This window comes from Pseudomonas sp. GW821-FHT02B10, from assembly GCF_059421865.1.
On record NZ_JBWKVU010000012.1, the window covers coordinates 175000 to 200858 of the forward strand.

The 25859-nt window shown below is 62.1% G+C and carries 22 protein-coding genes; 18 read left to right on the top strand and 4 right to left on the bottom strand.

Features of this window, described 5'->3' with window-relative positions:
• Positions 1-19: 19 nt before the first annotated feature.
• The 7 genes from katG to AC07VU_RS23695 all read left to right on the top strand — a co-directional run bounded on the left by katG (position 20) and on the right by AC07VU_RS23695 (position 10816).
• Entirely contained in the window at positions 20-2284 is a 2265-nt protein-coding gene (katG, locus tag AC07VU_RS23665; RefSeq protein ID WP_495030584.1) for a catalase/peroxidase HPI, read from the top strand.
• Positions 2285-2914: 630 nt separating this feature from the next.
• On the top strand, positions 2915-5446 hold the full coding sequence (locus tag AC07VU_RS23670; RefSeq protein WP_495030585.1) for a type VI secretion system Vgr family protein: 2532 nt from the start codon (positions 2915-2917) through the stop codon (positions 5444-5446).
• Positions 5443-7143, top strand: coding sequence for an esterase/lipase family protein (locus AC07VU_RS23675; RefSeq protein ID WP_495030586.1), 1701 nt, complete (start codon positions 5443-5445; stop codon positions 7141-7143). The genes AC07VU_RS23670 and AC07VU_RS23675 overlap by 4 nt, the downstream gene beginning before the upstream one ends.
• Positions 7140-8279 (top strand): T6SS immunity protein Tli4 family protein, encoded by a 1140-nt coding sequence (locus AC07VU_RS23680; protein WP_495030587.1) that lies wholly within the window; start codon positions 7140-7142, stop codon positions 8277-8279. Before AC07VU_RS23675 ends, AC07VU_RS23680 begins: the two co-directional genes overlap by 4 nt.
• A gap of 243 nt (positions 8280-8522) precedes the next feature.
• Positions 8523-9551 carry a T6SS immunity protein Tli4 family protein gene (locus AC07VU_RS23685; protein ID WP_495030588.1) on the top strand — a complete coding sequence of 343 codons (1029 nt, stop codon included), beginning with the start codon at positions 8523-8525 and terminating at the stop codon, positions 9549-9551.
• A 73-nt stretch (positions 9552-9624) separates the two neighbouring features.
• On the top strand, positions 9625-9885 hold the full coding sequence (locus tag AC07VU_RS23690; protein WP_150052334.1) for a PAAR domain-containing protein: 261 nt from the start codon (positions 9625-9627) through the stop codon (positions 9883-9885).
• A gap of 580 nt (positions 9886-10465) precedes the next feature.
• Positions 10466-10816: a BON domain-containing protein gene (locus AC07VU_RS23695; RefSeq protein WP_062825222.1), complete on the top strand. Its 351-nt coding sequence runs from the start codon at positions 10466-10468 to the stop codon at positions 10814-10816.
• 193 nt (positions 10817-11009) lie between these two features.
• On the opposite strand, the gene argC is transcribed toward AC07VU_RS23695, so the two are convergent.
• A complete protein-coding gene (argC, locus tag AC07VU_RS23700; RefSeq protein ID WP_277589266.1) occupies positions 11010-11936 on the bottom strand; it encodes an N-acetyl-gamma-glutamyl-phosphate reductase in 927 nt (308 codons plus the stop codon).
• Between the two features lie 112 nt (positions 11937-12048).
• On the opposite strand from argC, the gene AC07VU_RS23705 reads away from it, so the two are divergent.
• Entirely contained in the window at positions 12049-12933 is an 885-nt protein-coding gene (locus AC07VU_RS23705; RefSeq protein ID WP_009044742.1) for a LysR family transcriptional regulator, read from the top strand.
• 12 nt (positions 12934-12945) lie between these two features.
• Here AC07VU_RS23705 and AC07VU_RS23710 read toward each other — a convergent pair whose 3' ends face one another.
• Positions 12946-13317, bottom strand: coding sequence for a PH domain-containing protein (locus AC07VU_RS23710; protein WP_009044741.1), 372 nt, complete (start codon positions 13315-13317; stop codon positions 12946-12948).
• 270 nt (positions 13318-13587) lie between these two features.
• On the opposite strand from AC07VU_RS23710, the gene AC07VU_RS23715 reads away from it, so the two are divergent.
• Positions 13588-14004, top strand: a complete 417-nt coding sequence (locus AC07VU_RS23715; protein WP_277589265.1) for a T6SS amidase immunity protein Tai4 family protein — start codon at positions 13588-13590, stop codon at positions 14002-14004.
• A 53-nt stretch (positions 14005-14057) separates the two neighbouring features.
• Here the strand turns inward: AC07VU_RS23715 and AC07VU_RS23720 are convergent, their stop codons facing one another.
• Together AC07VU_RS23720 and AC07VU_RS23725 are read right to left on the bottom strand one after the other, a co-directional pair.
• Positions 14058-15320, bottom strand: coding sequence for an OprD family porin (locus tag AC07VU_RS23720; RefSeq protein WP_277589264.1), 1263 nt, complete (start codon positions 15318-15320; stop codon positions 14058-14060).
• Between the two features lie 168 nt (positions 15321-15488).
• Positions 15489-16382, bottom strand: coding sequence for a LysR family transcriptional regulator (locus tag AC07VU_RS23725; RefSeq protein ID WP_150052324.1), 894 nt, complete (start codon positions 16380-16382; stop codon positions 15489-15491).
• Between the two features lie 125 nt (positions 16383-16507).
• Here AC07VU_RS23725 and AC07VU_RS23730 point away from each other — a divergent pair, with 125 nt between their 5' ends.
• From AC07VU_RS23730 to AC07VU_RS23770, 9 genes are all read left to right on the top strand, one after another.
• Complete coding sequence (locus tag AC07VU_RS23730) at positions 16508-17635, top strand: muconate cycloisomerase family protein (RefSeq protein ID WP_495030603.1); 1128 nt, start codon at positions 16508-16510, stop codon at positions 17633-17635.
• A gap of 32 nt (positions 17636-17667) precedes the next feature.
• The gene (gene catC, locus AC07VU_RS23735; protein WP_009044734.1) at positions 17668-17958 is read left to right on the top strand and encodes a muconolactone Delta-isomerase; all 291 of its coding nucleotides are present in this window, start codon (positions 17668-17670) and stop codon (positions 17956-17958) included.
• A gap of 41 nt (positions 17959-17999) precedes the next feature.
• The gene (catA, locus tag AC07VU_RS23740) at positions 18000-18929 is read left to right on the top strand and encodes a catechol 1,2-dioxygenase (RefSeq protein ID WP_274304122.1); all 930 of its coding nucleotides are present in this window, start codon (positions 18000-18002) and stop codon (positions 18927-18929) included.
• Positions 18930-19093: 164 nt separating this feature from the next.
• The gene (locus AC07VU_RS23745) at positions 19094-20050 is read left to right on the top strand and encodes an AraC family transcriptional regulator (RefSeq protein ID WP_277589263.1); all 957 of its coding nucleotides are present in this window, start codon (positions 19094-19096) and stop codon (positions 20048-20050) included.
• 441 nt (positions 20051-20491) lie between these two features.
• Positions 20492-21853, top strand: a complete 1362-nt coding sequence (gene benA, locus AC07VU_RS23750) for a benzoate 1,2-dioxygenase large subunit (protein WP_053262097.1) — start codon at positions 20492-20494, stop codon at positions 21851-21853.
• The gene (gene benB / locus AC07VU_RS23755) at positions 21853-22341 is read left to right on the top strand and encodes a benzoate 1,2-dioxygenase small subunit (RefSeq protein WP_009044730.1); all 489 of its coding nucleotides are present in this window, start codon (positions 21853-21855) and stop codon (positions 22339-22341) included. Before benA ends, benB begins: the two co-directional genes overlap by 1 nt.
• A gap of 10 nt (positions 22342-22351) precedes the next feature.
• Positions 22352-23365, top strand: coding sequence for a benzoate 1,2-dioxygenase electron transfer component BenC (benC, locus tag AC07VU_RS23760; protein WP_007922864.1), 1014 nt, complete (start codon positions 22352-22354; stop codon positions 23363-23365).
• Positions 23366-23515: 150 nt separating this feature from the next.
• Positions 23516-24289: a 1,6-dihydroxycyclohexa-2,4-diene-1-carboxylate dehydrogenase gene (locus tag AC07VU_RS23765; RefSeq protein ID WP_495030589.1), complete on the top strand. Its 774-nt coding sequence runs from the start codon at positions 23516-23518 to the stop codon at positions 24287-24289.
• 170 nt (positions 24290-24459) lie between these two features.
• Positions 24460-25797: an MFS transporter gene (locus tag AC07VU_RS23770; RefSeq protein WP_274304119.1), complete on the top strand. Its 1338-nt coding sequence runs from the start codon at positions 24460-24462 to the stop codon at positions 25795-25797.
• Positions 25798-25859 lie beyond the last annotated feature (62 nt).

A 25859-nucleotide genomic window follows, 5' to 3' on the forward strand; every position in this document is an offset into this window, starting at 1 on the left:
CGACCAAAGGTAGCTCCTCATGGCAAACGAATCGAAATGCCCGTTCAACCACGCCGCCGGCGGTGGGGTAACCAACCGCGACTGGTGGCCGAACCAACTGAACCTGAAGATCCTGCACCAGCACTCGTCCCTGTCCGACCCCATGGGCGAGGACTTCAACTATGCCGAAGCCTTCAAGCGCCTGGATTTTCAGGCCCTGAAACAAGACCTGCATGCGCTGATGACCGACTCCCAGGACTGGTGGCCCGCCGACTTCGGCCACTATGGGCCGCTGTTCATCCGCATGGCCTGGCACAGCGCCGGGACCTACCGCGTCGGTGACGGCCGTGGCGGCGCCGGTTCTGGCCAGCAGCGTTTCGCCCCGCTCAACAGCTGGCCGGATAACGTCAGCCTCGACAAGGCGCGCCGGCTGCTGTGGCCGATCAAGCAGAAGTACGGCCGCAACATCTCCTGGGCCGACCTGATCGTACTCACCGGCAACGTCGCCCTGGAATCCATGGGCTTCAAGACCTTCGGTTTTTCCGGCGGTCGCCCGGACGCCTGGGAGCCGGACGAAGACGTCTATTGGGGCTCGGAAAACAAATGGCTGGGCGGCGACACCCGCTATGGCAAACCGGATAAAGCCGCCATGCAAGAACCCGGCGAGGGCCAACTGGTGGCCGAGCCTGGCAATGAAGAAAGCCGCACCGACCAGGGGCGCAATCTGGAAAACCCCCTGGCCGCGGTGCAGATGGGCCTGATCTATGTGAACCCCGAAGGCCCCGAGGGCAACCCGGACCCGGTGGCCGCCGGGGTGGATATCCGCGAAACCTTCGCCCGCATGGCGATGAACGACGAAGAAACCGTGGCCCTGATCGCCGGCGGCCACGCCTTCGGCAAGACCCACGGCGCCGGCCCCGCCGACAATGTCGGCGCCGAACCCGAAGCCGCCGGCCTGGAACTGCAGGGCCTGGGCTGGAAGAGCACTTTCGGCAGTGGCAAGGGCGCCGACACCATCACCAGCGGCCTGGAAGTGACCTGGACCACCACGCCCACCCGCTGGAGCAACAACTACCTGGAAAACCTGTTCGGCTTCGAGTGGGAACTGACCAAGAGCCCGGCGGGCGCGCACCAGTGGACGCCCAAAGGTGGCGCCGGCGCCGGCATCATCCCCGATGCCCACGACCCCTCCAAGCGGCGCAACCCGACCATGCTGACCACCGACCTGTCGCTGCGCTTCGACCCGATCTACGAGCCGATCTCGCGACGCTTCCTGGCGAACCCTGATCAGCTTGCCGACGCCTTTGCCCGCGCCTGGTTCAAGCTGATCCACCGCGACATGGGCCCGCTCTCGCGCTACCTCGGCCCGGAACTGCCCCACGAAGAACTGCTGTGGCAAGACCCGATCCCTGCGGTGGACCATGCCCTGGTCAACGACAGCGATATCGCCGCACTCAAGGCCAAATTGCTGGCCTCGGGCCTGTCGGTGTCGCAACTGGTGTCCACCGCCTGGGCGGCGGCTTCCAGCTTCCGTGGCTCCGACAAACGCGGCGGCGCCAACGGCGGGCGCCTGCGCCTGGCCCCGCAAAAGGACTGGCCAGTCAACCAGCCCGAGCAACTGGCCAAGGTGCTGGCGACCCTCGAAGGGGTCCAGAAGGACTTCAACAGTGCGCAATCCGGTGGCAAGAAAGTCTCCCTGGCCGACCTGATCGTGCTCGGCGGTAGCGCCGGCATCGAACAGGCCGCGAAAAACACCGGCCTCGACATCAGCGTGCCGTTCTCCCCAGGGCGCATGGACGCCAGCCAGGAGCAGACGGACGTCGAGTCGTTCGGCTACCTCGAACCCATCGCCGATGGTTTTCGCAACTACCTCAAGACCCGCTACGCGGTACCGGCCGAAGCGCTGCTGATCGACAAGGCGCAACTGCTGACCCTCACCGCCCCCCAAATGACGGTGCTGATCGGCGGCCTGCGCGTGCTCGACATCAATGTCGGCCACACCCCCCACGGCGTCTTCACCACACGGCCGGGCGCGCTGACCAACGACTTCTTCGTCAACCTGCTGGACATGGGCGTGGAATGGAAACCTGTCTCCGACGCCCAACAAGAGTTCGAAGCCCGCGACCGCAAGACCGGCCAGGTCAAATGGACCGGCACCCGCGTCGACCTGGTCTTCGGCTCCAACGCCCAGTTGCGGGCCCTGGCCGAGGTCTATGCCAGTGCGGATGCGCAGGGGCAGTTCGTGCAGGACTTTGTCGCGGCGTGGGTCAAGGTGATGAACCTGGATCGGTTTGATTTGCGGTGAGGAGGGCGCCTTAAGGTCTGGAAACAGGGCTCTCGACCTGATGGTTCAGGTCGGGGGCACCCGGCCGGAGGTAGGCGCGTCATAAACCATTCGGTGTTTTGAAAGTTGCTAACGCCTCCCAGTGTGGAGGCGTTTTTTTGTCCGAGGGGAAGGTGCAGTGACTGTTCGCGGGGTGGAGATTGCCTGGGCTCATTGGGGCAGGACGGGGATATCCACCTCTTGATAGGTGTCGACAACCTGTCCTTTCTCTGGCTACTCAAGTGCATTTGATCTGATCAGGATCAGGTTTTCCTTACGGCAATTTTGGATAATTCCTACCCCTATACCTTCGTCTCTTTGGGTATGGTGGCAAGCCTGATTTGGACGCCTGATGTGGCGGCCACAGGCCCATCGGATCAGGCGTCGAGAACATGCAAGCGGTGTGAGTGCGGAGTTGACCCTCGTGCATTTTTACAAATAGGCTGCTGCCCTGATGTGCTGCCTGGGCAGATGAACAGTGCTGGATTGTTCAGTCATTTCCGGGGCGGAGCCAGGTATCAGTCCAGGTATTACAAGGTGCGGTTGACGCTTGGTATTGGATGCCAAGTTCATACACCGGGCGCCTCAATACGTTGACCAAGGATGAGTCATATGCGTCAAAGGGATTTGAGATTCACCTTCTCCGTGCTGTCCGGCCGGATGGAGTTCGAGGTCGTAGAGTTCACCCTGGAAGAAGCCATTTGCGAGCCTTATCGGCTGACGCTCGAACTGGCCAGCGACAACCCCGCCATCGATTTTGCCCAGGTCCTCGATCAGCCGGCGTTGCTGACCATCTGGCAAGGCACCACGGCTGTCCGTCATGTGCATGGCATGGTCTCCCGCTTCACCCAGGGCAAAACCGGGTTCCGCCGCACACGTTACCGTGTCGTGGTCGAGCCACAGCTGGCCCGACTGGCCCTGAGTTCCGACTGGCGGATCTTCCAGCAGAAAAACGTGCCCGAAATACTCAAGTCGGTATTGGCCGAGCACGGCATCCTGGATTATCAGCAGAGCACTCATACCGAGCACCTGCCCCGCGAATATTGTGTCCAGGCCGGGGACACCGACCTTTATTGGTTCGACAGGCTTTCCACCGAAGAAGGCCTGTTCTACTACTTCAAATCCGACGCGACCTCCCACACGCTGATCCAGAGCGACAAACTCTACGTTCAGAAGCGCATCCAGGGTGATCCGGTGCTGTACAGCGCACAGCCGGCTGCAGATGCCACGCGACCGGTGCTGTATGCGTTCAGCTACACGGAAAACGTCCGCACGGCCGAACAGACCCAGCGCGACTACACCTTCAAGCGTCCGGCTTTCGACCAGCAACAGCGTCTTGTCGGCGAAGAGCTGCAACACCAGGCCCGGCACTATGAACGCTACGATTATCCAGGGCGCTACAAGGCCAGCGCGGCCGGCAAACCCTTCACTGAAAACCGCCTGCGTGGCCACCGTCGGGACGCCCAGGGCGCCCTGGTCGAAGGTGACGATCCGCGTTTGATCCCGGGTCTTTCCTTCCAGTTGACGGGCCACCCTCGGCAAGACTTCAACCGCTGGTGGCGCTCGGTTCGCATTACCCACCGAGGCGTGCAGCACGCCAGCCAGCAGGAAGAGTCCGCCGACGCCGAAATGGGCGTGAGCTACGACTTCACCGCCGAGATCATTCCCGAAGAACTGGAATGGCGCCCAGCACCCCTGCCCAAGCCCCGTATCGACGGGCCGCAGATCGCCAGCGTGGTGGGCCCGGAAGGCGAGGAGATCCACACCGACGAGTTTGGCCGGGTCAAGGTCCAGTTCCCCTGGGACCGGGAGGGCCGGAGCAACGAATTCAGTTCCTGCTGGGTCCGGGTCTCGCAGAACTGGGCCGGTGCTGACTGGGGCCATATGGCGATCCCGCGTATCGGCCAGGAAGTCATAGTCGATTATCTCGATGGCGACTGCGACCAGCCGATCATCACCGGCCGCACCTACCGTGCGAGCAACATGCCGCCGTACCCACTGCCCAATCACAAGATCCTCAGCACCATCAAGAGCAAGGAATACAAAGGCAGCCGTGCCAACGAACTACGCATCGATGACACCACCAAGCAAATCAGCGCGGCCCTGATGAGCGATCACGGCAGCACCGCGCTGCACCTGGGGTACCTGACCCACCCGCGCCCCGACGGTGGTGCGCCACGGGGTGAAGGTTTCGAGCTGCGCACCGACGAGCATGGTGCGTTGCGCGCAGCCAAGGGGCTGTTGCTCAGCACCGAAGAACAGTTGAATGCCGGCGGTGGCCACCTTGACCGTGACACCGTCGTTCAAGTGCTGGAGGCTGCGCTGCAACTGGCCAAGGGCCTGGGAGACTATGCCGCCGATCACCAGGGCATCGACCACGACACCGATCCTCAGAAAGCCCTCAGTGAAGCGGTTCGCGATCTGGGGCATGGCGCCAACGATGAGTCGGGCAAAACCAACGGTGGCATACCGGCCATCGCCCTGAGCGGCCAGGCGGGTATCGCTGCCGCCTCTCCCAACAGCGTCACGCTGGCGGCCGGGGAGCATATCGACAGCGTGGCCCAGCAGAACCAGCAACTGACTTCAGGCCAGAAGTTCGTGGTCAACGCCGGCACCGACCTCGGGCTGTTCGCCCAAGGCGGGGAGATGCGCCATATCGCTCACCAGGGGCCAATGTTGCTGCAGGCGCAGAAGAACACCATCCGCCTGGAGGCGGACCAGAGCGTAGAGGTCAGTGCAAGCAATCAGCACGTGCTGATTGCCGCGAAGGAGCACATCACCCTGATGTGTGGTGGCGCCTACCTCACCCTCAAGGGCGGCAACATCGAGCTGGGAATGCCGGGCAACTTCATTGTCAAGGCGGCCAAGCACAGTCACGTCGGACCGGCACACGCCTCGACCACCTTCAACACCTGGGACTCCACGCCGTTTGACGATGCCTTTGTCCTGCGTGACGAAAACACCTTGGAGCCCCTGGCCAATACGGCTGTAGAGCTGCTGCGTGGCGACGGAGCCCCGCTTAAGCTCACTACCGACGCTCAGGGTCGTTTGCCGAGGCAACAGGACCTGGCCATGGATCGGGTTCAAATACGTGTTTTGGCCAAGGGAGCCAGTATCAAGGGTGCCAGGGAGTCCACCACATGAGCAGCGAAGCGAATACCCAGGAAGTGATAGTCCCGCGTGCGCGCGACAACCTGGGCCGTCCCATCTACACCAGTCAGCTCACCCGCACTGAGGATCAGCGCGACAAGGTGTTACTTGTGAAGCAGCAGGTCACCATTCCGGTGATTTTCATTCCCGGCATCATGGGGACCAACCTGCGCAACAAGAAGACCTTGAACAGTGTCTGGAGTCCGCCCAACGCGTCGTTCAGCCTTGGCGATATCGCGGGTGCCCTGGGAGCATTGTTTGTCTGGGGTTTCCGGGGGCCGAAAAGACGACAGGAGTTGCTCAAGGCCGATGATGTCGAGGTCGATGATCGTGGAACGGTCGATCCCGGCGCATCGGGGCTGAGCGAGGAGGCCGCACGGATGCGCGGTTGGGGCAAGGTCATGCGCACCTCCTATAACCCGATCATGGCGCTGCTGGAAAACCGGCTGGATCATATCGTCAAACAACGCGAGCTTCAGGGATGGTGGAAAGCTGAAAGCCTGCGCCCGCCTGCCGACTATGGCGAAGAGTTGGGCAATGCCGCCCCCCTTAGCAGCGACGAGCTGAGCGCGGCGGGCAAGTATCAGTTCGATGTCTGGTGCGCAGGCTACAACTGGCTGCAATCCAACCGTCAATCCGGCCAGGACGTGCGCGACTATATCGAGAACACGGTATTGCCTTTCTATCGCGAGAAGGGCGGGGTCGACCCTGAGCAACTGGCGCGGACCAAGGTCATTGTGGTCACTCACTCGATGGGTGGCCTGGTGGCCCGATCGCTGACTCAACTGCATGGCTACAAGCGGGTGCTGGGCGTGGTCCATGGTGTGCTGCCCGCGCTTGGCTCATCGGCCATCTATCACCATGTGCGCTGTGGCTACGAAGGGGTGCCCCAGGTTGTCCTCGGCGCCAACGCCGGTGAAGTCACGGCGGTAGTGGCCAACTCGCCCGGCGCGTTGGAACTGACCCCCTCCGCGGAGTACCGGGAAGGGCGCCCTTGGCTGTTCCTGTGCGATGCACAGGGGCAGGTCATGAAGGACATCGATGGAACGCCTCGTGCTTATCCTCAGCAGCGCGACCCTTATGAGGAGATCTATAAGAGTTCAGCCTGGTATGGGTTGGTGCCGGAGCAGAATACTAAGTACCTCAATATGTCGGATGGCCTCAGTAATGCTGACGTGATGGGACCACGAGTAGTTTTCAAAAGGCTGATTGACTCTGTAGCCAAATTTCATCGTGAACTTGCGGCGGCTGGGTATTACCCCGAAACCTACGCTCATTATGGCGCCGACGACTCCCCTGACAGGCACAGTTGGCGGGACATGATCTGGCAAGGCGATTCAACTTCCCTGGAGTCATCCGGTTCTACCGTCAAGGATGATGAGAATGGCAGTTACAACGGCTGGTTTCGCCGAGGTCTGCCTTCGGTTGTTGAGGGCCCTTTACGGTCCGCAATGTCCCAGGAGTCATTCGGCAGCGGCGGGGACGGGACCGTTCCGACCGACTCCGGACTGGCCCCCGGCAAAGCCGGCATCAAGGCCAGCTTCCGCCAGGGCGGCAAGGGCGTCGGGCAGTACAACACCGACAAAGGCTACGAACATCAAAAAAGCTACAACGACAAACGTGCCCAATGGGCCACTCTCTATGGCGTTATCAAGATTGCCCAGCATGCTGACTGGGCAGGAGGTTCATGATGCGCCGGCGTCAGTTCTTCGCTGTTCTTGGCATGGTCGCCTTGACCAGTATCACCAGTTGCACATCATTCTCCTCTTCTCGGAACTCTTCCATGGACAAGACCGGATGGATCACCCATTGCTTCGGCAGATTCCTGATTGATTTGCCGCCCCAAGCGGAAGTCAGAGCGGGGTATTACTTGCGTGGGCAGGTTATTGAGCCACTAAAGGACGATCTCGCTGCATTCACGTCCAGGATCGATCAGCATGAGCAGGAGCTTAAACGGCAGCAGCATGATACGAAGGGAAGCATGTTTGTGCGCCGGTATGATCTGGGCAAAGGCTCAACCGGGATACTGTCTTGGGCTTCCGATGCCAGCATCGAGTCGTATTACCTGTACGCCTATGCTGTTTCAGAACCTGTGTGGCAGCCTTATTACTGGAGGATTGAGATGGAGCCAGATCGCGAGCCTCGTGGCATTGAGGTCGCGAAGAACCTGGTACGCGATCTTCGCTCTCGCGAACCCAGTGAAATTCCCACCGAGCCGGGGTTTTGCATTGATCGTGGCTATATCGCAGGCAATCACTTCCAGAGCGAACGTTTCGATATTGGCGTGACTTTCCCGGATCATCCCGGTGCTCATTTCGAATTCAGTTCCAGCACCGGCGCAGAAGAGAACCGCCTGCTGGATCGTGTGGGAGGTTTCCTAGCAGGTGCCGCCAGGGCTGTTACGGGTATCGAGACCCTGCGTAAAAGGGAGCGGGGCGGTCCGGTTCCCGCTGACGAATACCTGTTGGCTGGCACCGACAAGGGGCAGCGCATCTATACGTTCGCCTGGGAAGCTCAAGGCAAAGACGGCTCTATCACCGAGCCAAATATCTCAGCTGCCCTTGGCGTACTCGAGCGTAGCCCTGACAGCAGCGGCAAACTACCTGCGCCCCCATTCAAGTCAGACAAAGAAGCGCTGGAATTGTGGGACACCATCATTGGCTCTATCCGCTTGCGCCCGGTGTCTTCTGCGCCGCGTGGCAGTAACGCAGGCAGCCCCGCTCCAACTGCCCCAACGGGGAATACGAAGGCCGTGGATGACGATTACGCCATCGAGAGATTCCTGGCCGACCTGAAGCCGAACAACAACTGGATGGATGAGTTGTAGGAGCTTTGTCGGCATCAGTACGCGTTGGGGCAGAGGGTACTTCTCTCTCTGGATCATCACTCTTCACAGCCGACACTTTTCCTTCGGCGGGCATAAAGCCTGCCGAGGCAGAAGTGTCGGGTGGTACAGCGGAAAAGGACTAGACGTGAACATCATTCGAGATGATAAGGACCGCAGGGATAACGGCCGGTTTCACCGAGATTTGCCATCGATTGTCGAAGTCCTCCAGCAGTTAGAAGATTCATGATGCGTGCCCATCAGTTCCTCACTGTTCTTGGCATCGTTGCCCTGACCGGGATAACCAGTTGCACATTATTTTCTTCTTCTCGGGACCCAGTCATGGACAAGAGCGGATGGATCACCCATTGCTTTGGCAGATACCTGATCGATTTGCCGCCCCAAGCGGAAGTCAGAGCGGGTTACTACCTGTGGGGTGACAATATTGAGGCTCTCGACGAAACGCCTGCGGCCTTGGCCACCAAAATCAATCAGAGTGAGCAGGAATTAAAAAGCCAACAACATGACTCGAAGGGCAGTATGTTTCTTCGCCGGTTGGATTTTGGTGCAGGTGCATCTGGATTGTTATCTTGGTCTTCGGAAGTCGCTTCTAAGGTATATCTTCTAGATACCTACGTTGTTTCTCACCCAACATGGCGTGCTTATAGATGGAAAGGAAATGTGTCGGCAGATAGAGAGCCTCGCGCCATAGAGCTTTCTACCCTTCTAGCCCGTAGTCTTCGCTCCCGTGAGCCTAATGAAGTTCCTTCCGAGCCCGGATTTTGCATTGATCGTGCCTATATCGCAGGCAACAGTTTCCAGAGCGAACGTTTCGATATCGGCGTGACTTTCCCGGATCATCCCGGCGCCCACTTCGAATTCACCTCCAGCACCGGAGCAGAAGAGAACCGTCTGCTGGATCGGGTGAGTGGTTTCCTCGCAGGTGCCGCCAGGATGGTGCTGGGGATCGAGACCCTGCGCAAAAGGGCGCGTGGTGGACCGGTTCCGGCCGACGAATACCTGTTGGCCAGTACTGATAAGGGGCAGCGTATCTATACCTTTGCCTGGGAAGCCCAGGGCAAGGATGGCTCGATCACCGAACCCAATATCTCCGCCGCGCTCGGCGTGCTTCAACGTAGCCCCGACAGCAACGGCAAGCTGCCAGCGCCGCCATTCAAATCAGACAAAGAAGCACTGGCGTTTTGGGACACCATCATCAGCTCCGTCCGCCTGCGCCCGGTGTCTTCGCGTGACGGTAATACAGCAGGCTCTTGAATATTTATCCTTCGGAGGGCGCAAGGCCCAAGGAGGGAGGAGTTTTTGTGAGTACAACGGAAAAGGAGCAGATATGGACATCATCCGACTCGGCGATTCCACCAGTCACGGGGGAACCGTGATTGAAGCGTTCAACCAGACCGACCTGAACGGCAAACCCATGGCCGGGGTCGGGCACAAGGTCACCTGCCCTCTATGCAAAGGTGTGTTTCCTATTGCCGAGGGCAGTGCCTTGCTGGATGTCGGCGGTGTTCCCGTGGCGCTCCATGGAATGAAAACCGCCTGTGGCGCCAGCCTGATCGCCAGCGGACCGAAAGGCGATGCTGAGAGTTAGTCAGGTAGAGGGTGATGCTTGCTTGGGGCTGGAGGGTGAACAGGGCGATCCCTTTTGAATCGATTGCAGAGGCGTTGCGGTACGTCGAGCAGGGCAGGTCAAAAGGCAAAGTCACCGTCACAATCAAATAGCGCACTACAAAACATGTCGGTAGAAAACGTAGATGCCACCCAGTATCAGGCTCCCGCGCCTGAACCAGAGCCGCCGCCCAACATACCCATACAGGAGCCGTTGCCACCGAAAGTCGCGCCTGCAGAAAAGCCGACGATCATCTGGCGCAGTTTGCTGCTTGAGCAGTAACGAGAAATGTTTCATTGCAATTGAAACAATGCTTGCTGCGTCACCGGCTCCCATCGGATGGCAAGTTCGCCGAAAACCACCATTCACAAAAGGGCCATCGGACGACCAGAGCCCCCGCGGACCAAGCCCCGCCAACCGCCGAACTATAATTAACAAGCACCCCATCTGCCCGGCGAGTACCGCTGCGCCTATCGGTTACCCCGCAAGCTCATCCGTCCGGCAGAGGGCAGTCCAACCAATGGGACGGGACGCCCAACTGATGACACGAGAGGGACCCGCCATGAAACTTCATTCCTTCCAGCATTACTCCCATGGTCTGGAAATGGCCGTTCACGATGCATGGGTCACCACCAAGGTGAGGTCGGCATTGACCTTTGCCGAATCGACCCGTGGTTTGCCTATCCATGTCAAAACCCATGCAGGCATGGTGACCTTGAGCGGTCGGCTCAACACGCATAAACAGTGTGAGCAGGCTGTTAGCCTGACCCGTGGGGTACACGGCGTCGCCGGCATCGATGCCAGCGACTTGCAGACCCATATGTTCACGCCGGGAAGCCTGCCTGAAGCGCCCAATGCTGAAGAGACCAGCGAATACCCTTCGCCGTCGGCGACGAAGAGGGACGACAAATGACCAAGGCGAAGGCTTGAGCGTCGCGCCGGGAGGCCAGGGCGGCGCTGGGTTCGCTAGCCTTTTCGGCGGGGCCTCAGGAGGATCGCTAGCACGTTGAAAGCCCTGCCCGGTCGGGTGGGGCTTTCTCTCAGTTGCCAAAGGGTTGCACCCAGCCAGGCTGTATCTGACCCGTTGCAATGCGCAGGCAGTCCCTTCAGCCCAGCGCGGCCAGCATCAAATCCAGATTCTCCACTGCCGCCCCTGCCGCGCCTTTGCCCAGGTTGTCGAACACCGCCGCCAGCAGCACCTGCCCCTCACCCTCGAACACCATCAAGCGCATAGCGTCCGTATCGTTCAGCACCTGCGGGTCAAGGCCCGTGAGTTCTTGTGCCTGCCGAAGCGACATCACCTGCACACAACCGCTGCCGACGTAGTGCTGTTCCAGGCAGGCATGAATGCGCGTGGCATCCACGCCTGGAGCGAGCAGGCGCAGCTGTAGAGGAATGGTCAGCACAATGCCCTGGCGAAAGGCACCGTAAGCCGGGACGAACAGCGGCCGTTCGCTCAGGCCACTGTGTTGCTGGATCTCCGGCACATGCTTGTGGGCCAGGCCCAGGCCATAGACCTGGAAAGGGGCGGCTTGGGACGCATTCGGCCCTTCATGGGCTTCGACCGCGGCGCGGCCGCCGCCGGAGTAACCGGAGATGGCGTTGATGCTGATCGGGTAGTCCTTCGGCAGCAGCCCGGCTTGCAGTAAGGGGCGCAGCAGGCCGATGGCGCCAGTGGGGTAGCAGCCGGGGTTGCTCACCCGTTTGGAAGTGGCGATGCGTTGTGCCTGTTGCGGGTGCATTTGCGCAAAGCCGTAGGTCCAGTGGGGGTGGGTGCGGTGCGCCGAGCTGGCGTCGATGACTCGCACGGCCGGGTTGCGAATACTGGCGACGGCATCGCGGGCGGCATCGTCGGGCAGGCAGAGCAGGGCGATGTCGCAGGCGTTGATGGCTTCGGCGCGGCGTTGCGGGTCTTTGCGCTGGTCGGCGGCGAGGGTCAGCAGGTGCAGGTCGCTGCGGCCCTGCAGGCGCTGGTGGATCTGCAACCCGGTGGTGCCCTGGTCGCCGTCGATAAATACGAGGGGTGTGCTCATGCTGTGTGCTCGCAAGAAGGAAGAGTTGGGCAAATCTTCCGGCCGCAGCTGAAATAGAGAAAGTTGAATTTAATAACGCTAAGCTTCAGTTTTTCTGAATCTGGAGCAGGCCATGCGTGAGATCAGCCTCGACCGGTTGCGCACCCTGGTGGCGATTGTCGACCTGGGGTCCTTTGCCGAAGCGGCCCGCGCGCTGAACCTGGCGCCGCCCACGGTCAGCCTGCATATCGCCGACCTGGAGGCGCGGGTGGGCGGCTCGCTGTTGTCGCGCACCCGGGGTCGGGTGCAGCCGTCGGCCATTGGCGAAACCCTGGTGGAACGGGCGCGGCGGCTGTTGGCCGATGCCGAGCAGGCGCTGGAGGATGTGCAGCGCCAGGTGCTGGGCCTGGCCGGGCGGGTGCGCCTCGGGGCATCCACCGGCGCCATCGCCCAGTTGCTGCCCCAGGCCCTGGAAACCCTCGGCCAGCGCCATCCGGGCATCGACCTGCAGGTGGCGGTGCTGACCTCCCAGGAGAGTTTGAAGAAGCTCGCCGAAGGTTCGCTGGATATCGGCCTGGTGGCCCTGCCGCAAACCCCGGTCAAGGGCTTGCGTATCGAGCCCTGGCGCAAGGACCCGGTCATGGCTTTCCTGCCGGCCCGCTGGCAATGCCCCGATCCGGTGACGCCGCAATGGCTGGCCGCCCAACCGCTGATCCTCAACGACCACAGCACCCGGTTGTCGCGCCTGACTTCGGAATGGTTCGCCCTGGGCGGCCAGCAACCCACGGCGCGCATCCAGCTCAACTACAACGATGCCATCAAGAGCCTGGTGGCCGCCGGTTATGGCGCCACCTTGCTGCCCCACGAAGCCGCCACGCCGCTGCCCGACACCCGGATCGCCATGCGCCCGTTGCAGCCGCCGCTGTGGCGCCAGCTGGGCATTGCCCATCGGGACGGAGAGGTGGAGCGCTCGACCCAGCATGTGCTGGAGGTGCTGTGGGGGCTGAGTGCCGATTGATAACGGAGCGCCTTAGCCCAGCAGGTGCCTGGAAATGTGCTTCGAGATTTCCACCATCGAAGTCTTGCCGGTGAATTCGAACTTCACCTGGCCCAGCGATGAAAAGTAGATCTCCAGTTCGGAGTCCAGGTCGAAGGTCCCGGAGGTTTCCACCGAGTAGGCGACGATGTTTTTGTAGGGCAGGGAGGTGAAGTCCTTTTTGCTGCCGGTGATGCCCTGCACATTGACCGCGATAATGCGCTTGTTGGTAAACACCACGCCGTCGCGCATGGCCTTATAGGCGTCGATCACCTGCTCGCCTTCCAGCAACAGGTCGCTGACCCGCTCGGCGTATTCGTCGTTTTGCTTGAGCTTGAAGAAGCCTTTGTTGTTGAAGTCGATCATGGGGAGCGTCCTTATTTTTGAAGTAATATTCCAGGTTTTTGCTAGCTGTTAAGGCGTATCGGACCCGGCTCAGGTTCCATCGCCGCTTGGGTACAGCGTTATACCAAGAGTTTGCTGGTAGCAGATACCAGTTAAGGCGATGTCTCCGATGGTCTTTGAATTATTCTGATCGACTTTTAACTGGAATTAATAATTCATGAGGTAGCTACTACTTTGGATTGCACATGATTCTTGGCATCACTGGAAGAGCAACTATTAGGAACTGAAAGGATGAAACGGATTTTAGCGGTATGGCTGTTGATTGCCGGCAACATGGGGAGTGTTGCCTATGCTGGGGGCAATATTACAGCGGCCCGGCAGTCGTTGAAGAATTACGGCCTTGGCTATTGCATCGTTAATCAGTTCAAAAATGAGTCCGATGTGAAGAGCGATATAGAGTCGGCTATTGGCGCCTATTCCTTCATGGGGAGTGGTATGCACACCATTCTTCAGAATGAAGATACCCTGGAGACTCTGCATAATCCTTATGATGCAACGACGAATTTTGTATTTTCCAGGTATGAGAAAACCCAAGTCAGTAGCAAATATACGGATAAGAAAGTCGTGTTCTATGCCTGCCTCGATATCTATAACTCCAAGGCGTTCGACGATTTTATCAAGACGCAGGACCCGTACATTACACAATGATGGGTAAAGAGCTGGCCGAGCGCGATATCCCATATCGCGCTCGCCACCCAGCCTTAAAACAACTTCCAGCTATAACTCAGCAACAACCGGTTCTCATTGATATCGGTCCGATAATTCGAGCGCGCCAGCACATTGCGCACCTTGATCCCCAGCCCGCCCAACGGGCCGGACTGGATCACGTAACCGATATCCAGGTCGCGCTCCCAGTCCTTGCCTTCATAACCCTTGCCGGTGTCGACGTTGTCGCCGCGGATGTAACGCACGGTGCTGGTCAGGCCGGGCAGGCCGCGGGCGGCGAAGTCGTAGTCGTAGCGCAGTTGCCAGGAGCGTTCGTCGGTGTAGGCGAACTCGTAGGTCGGCACTTCGTTGCCCAGCGGGGTGATGTTGGCGAAGACCCGGGGAAAGGCGCTGTCGCCGAACATGCCTTGGTAGCCGACGTAAAAGGTGTGGCCACCGCGCTTGGCCGACAGCAGGGAGAAGAAGGCCTGGTTGTCGATGGCGCCGAGCAGCTGTTTGCCGTCTTCTTCGCTGTCGTAGTAGCCGAGGTTGGCGCCGAGTATCCAGTTGCCCAGCGACTGGCTGTGTTTCAGGCCGAGGAAGCGCTGGTGGTAGATGTCTTCCAGCTGGCCGTACCAGGCGCTGACGCTGCTGCGTTTGTCGTTGAAGGCGTAGTCGGCGCCGGCGTAGTTGAAGGCGTCGCTGCTGACTGCGCGTTTCGGTACGTGGCCGAGCATGGCTTGCAGTTTGCCGTCGCCGGATTCGTTGCGCAGGCTGGTGGAGTGCAGGCGGCCGCCTTGCAGGGTCAGGCCGTCGATGTCGTTGGAGACGATGCTCGCGCCCTGGTAGGACGGCGGCAGCAGGCGGATGTCGCTGAAGCTGAGTACCGGCAGATTGGGTTGCAGTTCGCCGATGCGCAGTTCGCTTTTTGCCAGGCGCAGTTTCAGCGCCAGGCCGAGGCGGCTGTAGTTGTCGGCGGCTTCGCCATCCTCCTGTACCGGCAGCAGGCCGCTGTTGACCCGGCCCTTGCCGCTGTCGAGCTTGAGCCCCAGGGTGCCGATGGCATCCAGGCCCACGCCGAGGGTGCCGGGGGTGTAGCCGGACTTGAAGTTGAGGATAAAACCCTGGGCCCATTCCTGGGCCATGGACTGCTCGGTGCCGCGGATATCCGAATAGTCGCGGCTGAAGAAGTAGTTGCGGGCCTGGAGGGTGGCGGTGGCGTCCTTGATAAAACCGCCTTCTGCGGCCAGCAGCGGCTGGGGCGCGCTCAGGCACACCGCGCTGGCGCCTAGCGTGGCGAGGGTCTTTGCAGGTTTCATTGCTTTTACTCTTATTGTTATGGAAAGCAGTTCACTGCCCGGCAGGCTAGGGGCGGGTGTGGGGCGGGCGCTATCCGCTGCGTGCAGACCCGTATCCCTTTTCTGCAGGTGCGCTTTTTTGCGGTAAGGGGAGGTGGGCGCAACCGTGAGTCGGCTGCGCGCGAGGAGTCAGGTGTCGGGGTGTTCGGCGCGCAATTCGTCGATCATGCGCAAGCAGTGGCTGAGCCCCGCCGACACATCGCCGACCCGCCGGCTGATGATGATCGGCGAGGTGGCATTGGCTTCCAGCAGCGGGCTGAAGCCGATGTCGTCGCGGTGCAGCAATTGCACCGAGGCCGGCACCAGGGTGATGCCGATGCCGGCGCCCACCAGGCCGATGGCGGTCTGCAGTTCGTTGGTCCACTGCACGATGCGGATGTTCAGGCCGTGGGTGTTGAACAGCGCGATCACATGGTCGGCGTAGCTCGGGCGCGGGTTGCCGGGGTAGAGCACGAATGGCTCGTCGGCCAGTTGCGCGAGGCTCACCGGCTGGCCGATCAGCGGATGGCCGGCGGGCAGGGCGGCCACCAGGCGATCCTCGGTCTGCACCTTCTGCACGATGGCTGGGTCGTCGATGCGGATCCGCCCGAAGCCGATATCGATGCGCCCGGCCTTGAGCGCTTCCACCTGTTGCAGGGTGGTCATTTCCGACAGCCCCAGTTCCAGGGCCAGGGTCTCGTGGCTGCGCAGGCGGCGGATCAGTTCCGGCAGCAGGCCGTACAGGGTCGAGGGGGCAAAGCCGATGCCGAGCCAGGTCTTTTCGCCGTGGCCGATGCGCCGGGTGTTGTCGCAGACCTTGGCCAGTTGCTCCAGCAGCACGCTGGAATGCTCATAGAAAAAGCGCCCGGCTTCGGTCAGGCGCAACGGCCGGCCGCGCTCCAGCAGCAACACCCCGAGTTCCTCTTCCAGTTGCTGGATCTGCCGGCTCAGGGGCGGCTGGGCGATGTGCAGGCGCTCGGCGGCCTTGGTGAAGTTGAGGGTCTGGCCCAGCACCTGGAAGTAACGCAGATGACGCAGTTCCATAAGGCCTCCGCGGGCAAAGGTTGGATACCTTCAAGGTATCGAGCCAGACCAATTCTATATTGGAACCCTGGAAAAAGCCGTACGAGAATCGGTTCCATAACTTCAAGAACCTGATGGGTATGGAAATGCTTTCAAGTGCCATTGAATCGATCGAAACGATCATTGTCGATCTGCCCACCATCCGCCCGCACAAGCTGGCGATGCACACCATGCAGAACCAGACCCTGGTGCTGATCCGCCTGCGCTGCGCCGACGGCATCGAAGGCCTGGGCGAGGCCACCACCATCGGCGGCCTGGCCTATGGCAATGAAAGCCCGGACAGCATCAAGACCAATATCGACCGCTTCTTCACGCCGCTGCTGCTCGGCCAGGACGGCGCCAATATCAATGCCGCCATGCAGCGCTTGGAGCGCAGCATCCGCGGCAACACCTTCGCCAAGTCCGGCATCGAAAGCGCCTTGCTCGACGCCCAGGGCAAACGCCTGGGGCTGCCGGTCAGCGAACTGCTCGGCGGCCGGGTGCGCGACGCCTTGCCGGTGGCCTGGACCCTGGCCAGCGGCGACACCGCCAAGGACATTGCCGAAGCGCAAAAGATGCTCGACCTGCGCCGCCACCGCATCTTCAAGCTGAAGATCGGCGCCGGCGAGGTGGACCGCGACCTGGCCCACGTGATCGCGATCAAGAAGGCCCTGGGCGACCGCGCCAGTGTGCGGGTCGACGTCAACCAGGCCTGGGACGAAGCGGTGGCGGTGCGTGCCTGCCGAGTGCTGGGCGGCAACGGCATCGACCTGATCGAACAGCCGATCTCGCGCAACAACCGCGCCGGCATGGTGCGCCTGAACGCCATCAGCCCGGCGCCGATCATGGCCGACGAATCCATCGAGTGTGTGGAGGACGCCTTCAACCTGGCCCGCGAAGGCGCGGCCTCGGTGTTCGCCCTGAAGATCGCCAAGAACGGCGGCCCGCGCGCGGTACTGCGCACCGCGGTGATCGCCGAGGCGGCGGGCATCGGCCTGTACGGCGGCACCATGCTCGAAGGCGGTATCGGCACCCTGGCGTCGGCCCATGCCTTCCTGACCCTCAATACCTTGAGCTGGGACACCGAACTGTTCGGCCCGCTGCTGCTGACCGAGGACATCCTCGCCGAGCCGCCGCTGTACCGCGATTTCCAGCTGCACGTATCCCGGGCGCCGGGCCTCGGCCTGAGCCTGGACGAGGAGCGCCTGGCGTTCTTCCGCCGCGACCAAGCCTGAACTGCCATTCATCACGTCTTAAGGAGAGCACCATGCTGTTCCACGTCAAAATGACCGTGAACCTGCCGGTCGACATGAACCCCGAGCGCGCCGCCCAGCTCAAGGCCGACGAAAAGGCCCTGGCCCAGCGCCTGCAGGAGCAGGGCAAGTGGCGGCACCTGTGGCGCATCGCCGGCCTGTATGCCAACTACAGCGTGTTCGACGTCGACAGCGTGCAGGAACTGCACGACCTGCTGATGCAACTGCCGCTGTACCCGTACATGGCTATCGAAGTGAACGCGCTGTGCAGGCATCCTTCGTCCATTCATGCGGATGACCGCTGAGCCCGCTCCACACTCTAATAAATACAAGATGAGGAATAACCATGAACGTCCGAATTTCCCACACTGCCAGCGCCCAGAAATTTCTCGAAGAAGTCAGCGGCCAGCTCAACGACCAGGGCAACCCACGCACCAAGGCCCTGGTGTACCGCATCCTGCGTGACACGGTGAACATCATCGAAGACCTCGACGTGACCCCGGAAGAGTTCTGGAAGGCGGTCAACTACCTCAACGTGCTCGGTGCGCGCCAGGAGGCCGGACTGCTGGCGGCCGGCCTGGGCCTGGAGCACTACCTGGACCTGCTGATGGACGCCGCCGACGAACAGGCCGGCAAGACCGGCGGCACCCCGCGCACCATCGAAGGCCCGCTGTACGTGGCTGGCGCGCCGCTGAGCCAGGGTCAAGCGCGCCTCGACGATGGCGTCGATCCGGGCGTGGTGCTGTTCATGCAGGGCCAGGTGCGCAACACCGCCGGCGAACCGCTGGCCGGGGCCATTGTCGATGTCTGGCACGCCAACACCGGCGGCACCTATTCCTACTTCGACACCACCCAGTCCGAGTTCAACCTGCGTCGGCGCATCGTCACCGATGCCGAAGGCCGCTACCGTTTTCGCAGCATCGTGCCGTCGGGCTACGGCTGCCCACCGGACGGTCCGACCCAGCAGTTGCTCGACCAGTTGGGCCGCCACGGCCAGCGTCCGGCGCATATCCACTTCTTCATCTCGGCTGACGACCACCGTCACCTGACCACCCAGATCAACCTCGATGGCGACGAATACCTGCACGACGATTTCGCCTACGCCACCCGTGACGAACTGATCGCCAAGATCACCTTCAGCGACGATCAGCAGCGTGCGGCGCAATACGGGGTCAGCGGGCGTTTCGCCGAGATCGACTTCGACTTCACCCTGCAGTCGTCGGCCCAGCCCGAAGAGCAGCAACGCCTGGAGCGGGTGCGAGCGCTGGAGGACTGACAGCGCGGCAGATCCCGATTCGGGGCCACGGGATAACGTGAGTGATCCCGTGGTTTTTGCCGTTGTGAGCCGTGGTCGAAGTCTTGCGTGATGGGCCAGCGGTGGCGAACGATCACCGCCCGGCAATAACAATCCCAATAACAAAAACGGGGAGTGACCCGCTTATGGAAACCCATCTGTTGAGTGAGCGCAGCCGGGTATTCGCCCAGGCCGATCCCTACGCTGTGTCCGGCTATGTCAACCAGCATGTGGGCAGCCACTGCATCCGTTTGCCCAAGGCCGGCAGCCCCCAGGCCAGCCTCAATCATCGGCAGTTCGCCAGCCTCGACCTGTGCTCGATCAGCTACGGCGGCAGCGTGCGCGTCACCTCGCCGGCGCTGGAAACCATCTACCACCTGCAAGTGTTGCTGCGTGGCCACTGCCTGTGGCGCGGCCATCGCCAGGAGCATTACTTCGCCCCCGGCGAGCTGCTGCTGATCAACCCTGACGATCCGGTGGACCTGACCTACTCCGACGATTGCGAGAAATTCATCATCAAGGTGCCCACCCGCCTGCTGGAGTCGGTGTGCGATGAGCAGCGCTGGCTGTATCCGGGGCAGGGCGTGCGCTTTGTGGGCAACCGCTACCAGCTGGATGAGCTGGAAGGTTTTATCAACCTGCTGAACGTGGTCTGCCGCGAAGCCGAAGCCGCCGAATGCATCCCCCGGGTGCAGGAGCATTACGCGCAGATCGTCGCGAGCAAGATGCTCAGCCTGATGAAGACCAACATCCGGCGGGTGGGCCTGGGCTCGTCGTCGGCGACCTTCGAGGCCATCGCCGATTACATCGAGCGCAACCTCAAGCAGGACATCGGTTGCGAAGAGCTGGCGCAACAGGCGCAGATGAGCCTGCGTTCGCTCTATGCGCTGTTCGAGCGCAACGCCCGCACCACGCCCATGCGCTACATCCGCCAGAAGAAACTCGAGCGGATCCACGCCTGCCTGCGCGACCCCGGCTGCAATGTGCGCAACATCACCGAACTGGCCATGGACTTCGGTTTCCTGCACCTGGGACGCTTCTCGGAAAGCTACCGCAAACAGTTCGGCGAACTGCCGTCCGACACCCTCAGACGCCGGCATTGACCCGCCCATGCTTCTGTAGGAGCGAAGCTTGCTCGCGATGACGTCGGATCTGACCCACCGTGTCGTCTGCCATCGCCGGCAATCGAGCGTCGACCGGCCGCTCCTACAGAAACCGTGCCCGCCGCGTCATCCCCGATTCCTCGTAGCCGCTGCCGAGCCCGCGAGGCTGCGATCGGCTGCGTAGCAGTCGCAAAACCTGAAACCGCGATCGTCCTGGATAAACAGGCGAGGCCCGAGTGGCGGCCGCTACGTCGGAATGCCGCCCAACCCGGTCGCAGCCTCGCAGGCTCGGCAGCGGCTACAGCAGCGGCTACCCATGTAGGACTTGCCCTACAAAACTCTGCAGAAAACGGATAGTGGTCTGCACGCAACGGATATTGCCCCCGCACACCCCGCCCTAGCATGAGCCTTGCCTGAATAAAAACAATGGAGGCGGCGGCCATGACCCTGCGACCCGAATACCTTCACTCCCTGCTTGAAGAAGACCGTGACCGGGGCGTCTACCGCTGCAAGCGGGAGATGTTCACCGACCCCCGGCTGTTCGACCTGGAAATGCAGCACATCTTCGAGGGCAACTGGCTGTACCTCGCCCACGAGAGCCAGATCCCCAACAACAATGACTACTACACCACCACCATGGGCCGGCAGTCGGTGTTCATCGCGCGCAACAAGGACGGCGAACTCAATGCCTTCCTCAATGCCTGCAGCCACCGTGGCGCCATGCTCTGCCGGCACAAGACCGGCAACAAGTCGTCCTACACCTGCCCGTTCCACGGCTGGACCTTCAACAACTCCGGCAAGCTGCTCAAGGTCAAGGACCCGGCCGCCGCGGGCTACCCGTCGAGCTTCAACTGCGAAGGCTCCCACGACCTGACCAGGGTCGCGCGCTTCGAGTCCTATCGCGGCTTCCTGTTCGGCAGTCTCAACCCCGACGTACTGCCCCTGGTGGAGCACCTGGGCGAGTCGGCGAAGATCATCGACATGATCGTCGACCAGTCCGCCGACGGCCTGGAAGTGCTGCGCGGTTCCTCGAGCTACATCTACGAAGGCAACTGGAAACTCACCGCGGAAAACGGTGCCGACGGCTACCACGTAAGCTCGGTGCACTGGAACTACGCGGCCACCCAGAGCCAGCGCAAGCAGCGCGAAGCCGGGGAAGAGATCAAGACCATGAGCGCCGGCAGCTGGGCCAAGCAGGGCGGCGGTTTCTATTCCTTCGACAAGGGCCACATGCTGCTCTGGACCCGCTGGTCCAACCCCGAGGACCGCCCGCTCTACGAGCGTCGCGATGAGCTGGCCCGGGACTTCGGCCAGGCTCGCGCCGACTGGATGATCGAGAACTCGCGCAACCTGTGCCTGTACCCCAACGTCTACCTGATGGATCAGTTCAGCTCGCAGATCCGCATCGCCCGGCCGATCTCGGTGGACCGCACCGAGATCACCATCTACTGCATCGCGCCCAGGGGCGAAAGCGACGAAGCCCGGGCCATGCGCATCCGCCAGTACGAGGACTTCTTCAACGTCAGCGGCATGGCCACCCCGGACGACCTGGAGGAATTCCGTTCCTGCCAGATGGGCTATCAGGGCTGCAACAGCGCCTGGAACGACATGTCCCGCGGCGCCGAACACTGGGTCGAGGGCGCGGACGATGCGGCCCGGGAAATCGACCTGCAACCGATCCTCAGCGGCGTGCGCACCGAAGACGAAGGCCTGTTCGTGATGCAGCACAAGTACTGGCAGCAAACCATGCTCGAGGCGGTGGCCGCCGAAGCCGCGCGAACCATTGCCGTGGAGGCTGTGTGATGAGCATTTCCCATGACACCGTGCGCGATTTTCTCTACCGCGAAGCGCGCTACCTGGACGACAAGGACTGGGACAGCTGGCTGGAACTCTATGCCGCCGACGCGACCTTCTGGATGCCGTCCTGGGACGACAACGACGAACTCACCGAAGACCCGCAGCGGGAAATCTCGCTGATCTGGTACGGCAGCCGCTGCGGCCTGGAAGACCGGGTGTTCCGGATCAAGACCGAGCGCTCCAGCGCGAGCATTCCCGACACCCGCACCTCGCACAACCTGAGCAACATCGAGCTGCTGGAGCAGGCCGACGGCCTGTGCAAGGTGCGCTGCAACTGGCACACCCTGAGCTTTCGCTACAAGACCGTCGACAGCTACTTCGGCACCAGCTTCTACACCCTCGATGTGCGCGGCGAGACCCCGCGGATCCTGGCCAAGAAGGTCATCCTGAAGAACGATTACGTTCGTCAGGTCGTCGATGTCTACCACCTCTGAGGCGACCGCCATGACTCATCACATCGCACTCAATTTCGAAGACGGGGTGACCCGCTTCGTCGCCGCCAACGCCGGCGAAACCGTGGCCGATGCCGCCTACCGCCAGGGCATCAATATCCCCCTGGACTGCCGCGACGGCGCCTGCGGCACCTGCAAGTGTTTCGCCGAAGCCGGGCGCTACGACCTGGGCGAGGAATACATCGACGACGCGCTGACAGCGGCTGAAGCCGAGCAGGGCTTCGTGCTGACCTGCCAGATGCGCGCCTTGAGCGACTGCGTGGTGCGGGTGCCGGCTTCGTCGCAGGTTTGCCGCACGGCCCAGGCCACTTTCGACGCCACCATCAGCGCGGTACGCCAGCTGTCCGACAGCACCATCGCCCTGTCGATCAAGGGCGAGGCCCTGAGCAAGCTGGCGTTTCTGCCGGGGCAATACGTCAACCTCGGCGTGCCCGGCAGCGAGCAGACCCGCGCCTATTCCTTCAGCTCGCTGCAGCGCGACGGCGAGGTCAGCTTCCTGATCCGCAACGTGCCGGGCGGCCTGATGAGCAGCTTCCTCACCGGCCTGGCGAAAGCCGGCGACCCCATGAGCCTGGCCGGGCCCCTGGGCAGCTTCTACCTGCGCGATATTCGCCGGCCGCTGTTGCTGCTGGCCGGCGGCACCGGGCTGGCGCCGTTCACCGCGATGCTGGAGAAGATCGCCGAGCAGGGCAGCGAGCATCCGCTGCACCTGATCTACGGGGTGACCAACGATTTCGACCTGGTGGAAATGGATCGCCTGGAAGCCTTCGCCGCGCGCATCCCCAACTTCAGCTTCAGCGCCTGCGTGGCCAACCCCGAGAGTCGCCACCCGCTCAAGGGCTACGTGACCCAGCATATCGAGCCCAGGCACCTGAACGACGGTGATGTGGATGTGTACCTGTGCGGCCCGCCGCCGATGGTCGAGGCGGTGAGCCAGTTCATTCGCGAGCAGGGCATCGCCCCGGCCAATTTCTACTACGAAAAATTCGCCGCCAGCGCGGCCTGACAGCCCCCCCGCGCCCTATGTAGGAGCGAGGCTTGCCCGCGATGGCGATAGTGGGGCAACGCTGACCTTTCAGCCTGTCGGCTGATCGCGGGCAAGCCTCGCTCCTACAGATGAAGGGGGGGCGTCGGTACATTGGCATGAGGTTTTGAGATGAGCAGATTCGAGGAAAAAGTCGCCCTGGTCACCGGGGCGGCGCAGGGCATTGGCCGGCGGGTTGCCGAGCGCCTGGCCGCGGAGGGGGCGCGGCTGGTGCTGGTGGATCGCTCCGAGCTGGTGTTCGCGTTGCAGGCCGAGCTGGCCCCCAGGTTCGAGGTGCTGGCGCTGACCGCCGACCTTGAGCAGTACGCCGAATGCAGCCGGGCGATGGCCGCGGCCGTCGAACGTTTCGGGCGCATCGACGTGCTGGTCAACAACGTCGGCGGCACCATCTGGGCCAAGCCGTTCGAGCACTATGCAGAGCAGCAGATCGAAGCCGAAGTACGCCGCTCGCTGTTCCCTACCTTGTGGTGCTGCCACGCGGCGCTGCCGTACATGCTGGAGCAGGGCAGCGGCGCCATCGTCAATGTGTCGTCCATCGCCACCCGCAGCATCAACCGCGTGCCCTATGGCGCGGCCAAGGGCGGGGTGAATGCCCTGACCGCCTGCCTGGCGTTCGAGACCGCCGGGCGCGGGGTGCGGGTCAATGCCACCGCACCTGGCGGCACCGAAGCGCCGCCACGGCGCATTCCGCGCAACAGCGCCGAGCAGAGCGCCGAGGAACAGGTCTGGTACCGGCAGATCGTCGACCAGACGGTCGACAGCACCCTGATGAAACGCTACGGCACCCTCGACGAGCAGGCCGCGGCGATCCTGTTCCTGGCCTCCGACGAGGCCTCCTACATCACCGGCCTGGTCATGCCGGTGGGCGGTGGCGACCAGGGCTGAAGTATCAGGCGTCATTGAAAATTGCACCCTGACCGTAGGAGCGAGGCTTGCCCGCGATGGCGTCCGGCCTGGCACACCGCAGCGCTCCAATCGCGGGCAAGCCTCGCTCCTACAGGACTGCGCAAACGCACATCCGGTTTCTCATAAAACAACAACAAGAGTCAGATGCCATGCGAAACATAGACAGCAATCAATTGATCGACGGGGCACGCTTCAATGCCTTTCACTGGCGCGTGCTGTTCTGGTGCGCGCTGATCATCATCTTCGACGGCTACGACCTGGTGATCTACGGCGTGGTGCTGCCGGTGCTGATGCAGGAGTGGGGCCTGAGCCCGCTGCAGGCCGGGGCGCTGGGCAGCTATGCGCTGTTTGGCATGATGTTCGGCGCGCTGTTTTTCGGCACGCTGTCGGAGCGCATCGGCTGCAAGAAAGTCATCGCCATCTGCGTGGTGCTGTTCAGCGGTTTCACCCTGCTCAACGGCTTCACCACCACGCCCACCCAGTTCGGCATCTGCCGCTTTATCGCCGGCCTCGGCATCGGCGGGGTGATGCCCAACGTGGTGGCGCTGATGAACGAATACGCGCCGAAGAAAATCCGCAGCACCCTGGTGGCGATCATGCTCAGCGGCTACTCGGTGGGCGGCACGCTGTCCGCCGGCCTGGGCATCGTGCTGCTGCCGAATTTCGGCTGGCAGGCGGTGTTCTATGTGGCGGCGATTCCGTTGTTGCTGCTGCCGCTGATTCTCAGGTTCCTGCCCGAATCCCTGGGCTTCCTGCTGCGCCAGGGCCGGGACGACGAAGCGCGCCAGGTGCTGCAATGGGTCGAGCCGGGCTTCGTCGCGCAACCCGGCGACTCGTTCGTCAAGGCCAACCTCAAGACCGCCGGCGCGCCGGTGGTGCAGCTGTTCCGCGAAGGCCGGGCGCTGAGCACCCTGATGCTCTGGGTGGTGTTCTTCTGCTGCCTGCTGATGGTCTACGCGCTCAACTCCTGGCTGCCCAAGCTGATGGCCAGCGCCGGTTACAGCCTGGGCTCGAGCCTGATGTTCCTGCTGGTGCTGAACCTCGGGGCGATTTTCGGCGCCGTGGGCGGCGGCTGGATCGGCGATCGCCTGAAGCTGCAAAAGGTCCTAGTGGCGTTTTTTATCGTGGCCGCGGTGTCCATCAGCCTGCTTGGCTTCAAGAGCCCGCACGGGTTGCTGTACGCCCTGATCGCGATTGCCGGGGCCACCACCATCGGCACGCAGATCCTGGCCTTCGCCTGCGTCGCCCAGTTCTATCCGGTGACGATCCGCTCCACCGGCATTGGCTGGGCCTCGGGGATCGGCCGCAGCGGGGCCATTGTCGGGCCGCTGCTGGGCGGTGCCTTGGTGAGTATCGAGCTGCCGCTGCACTATAACTTCATGGCCTTTGCCATTCCGGGGGCGGTGGCGGCGCTGGCGATGTGTTTCGTCTACCCGCGGCCCGCCAAGGCGCTGCCGGTCAGCCAGGCCAGCGCGCCGTCCCTGTAGCTGGGGTCATGACCGGTGCGGGCGCCCAGGTGCCGGCACCGGTGGTTCAGTCATGCCATGCC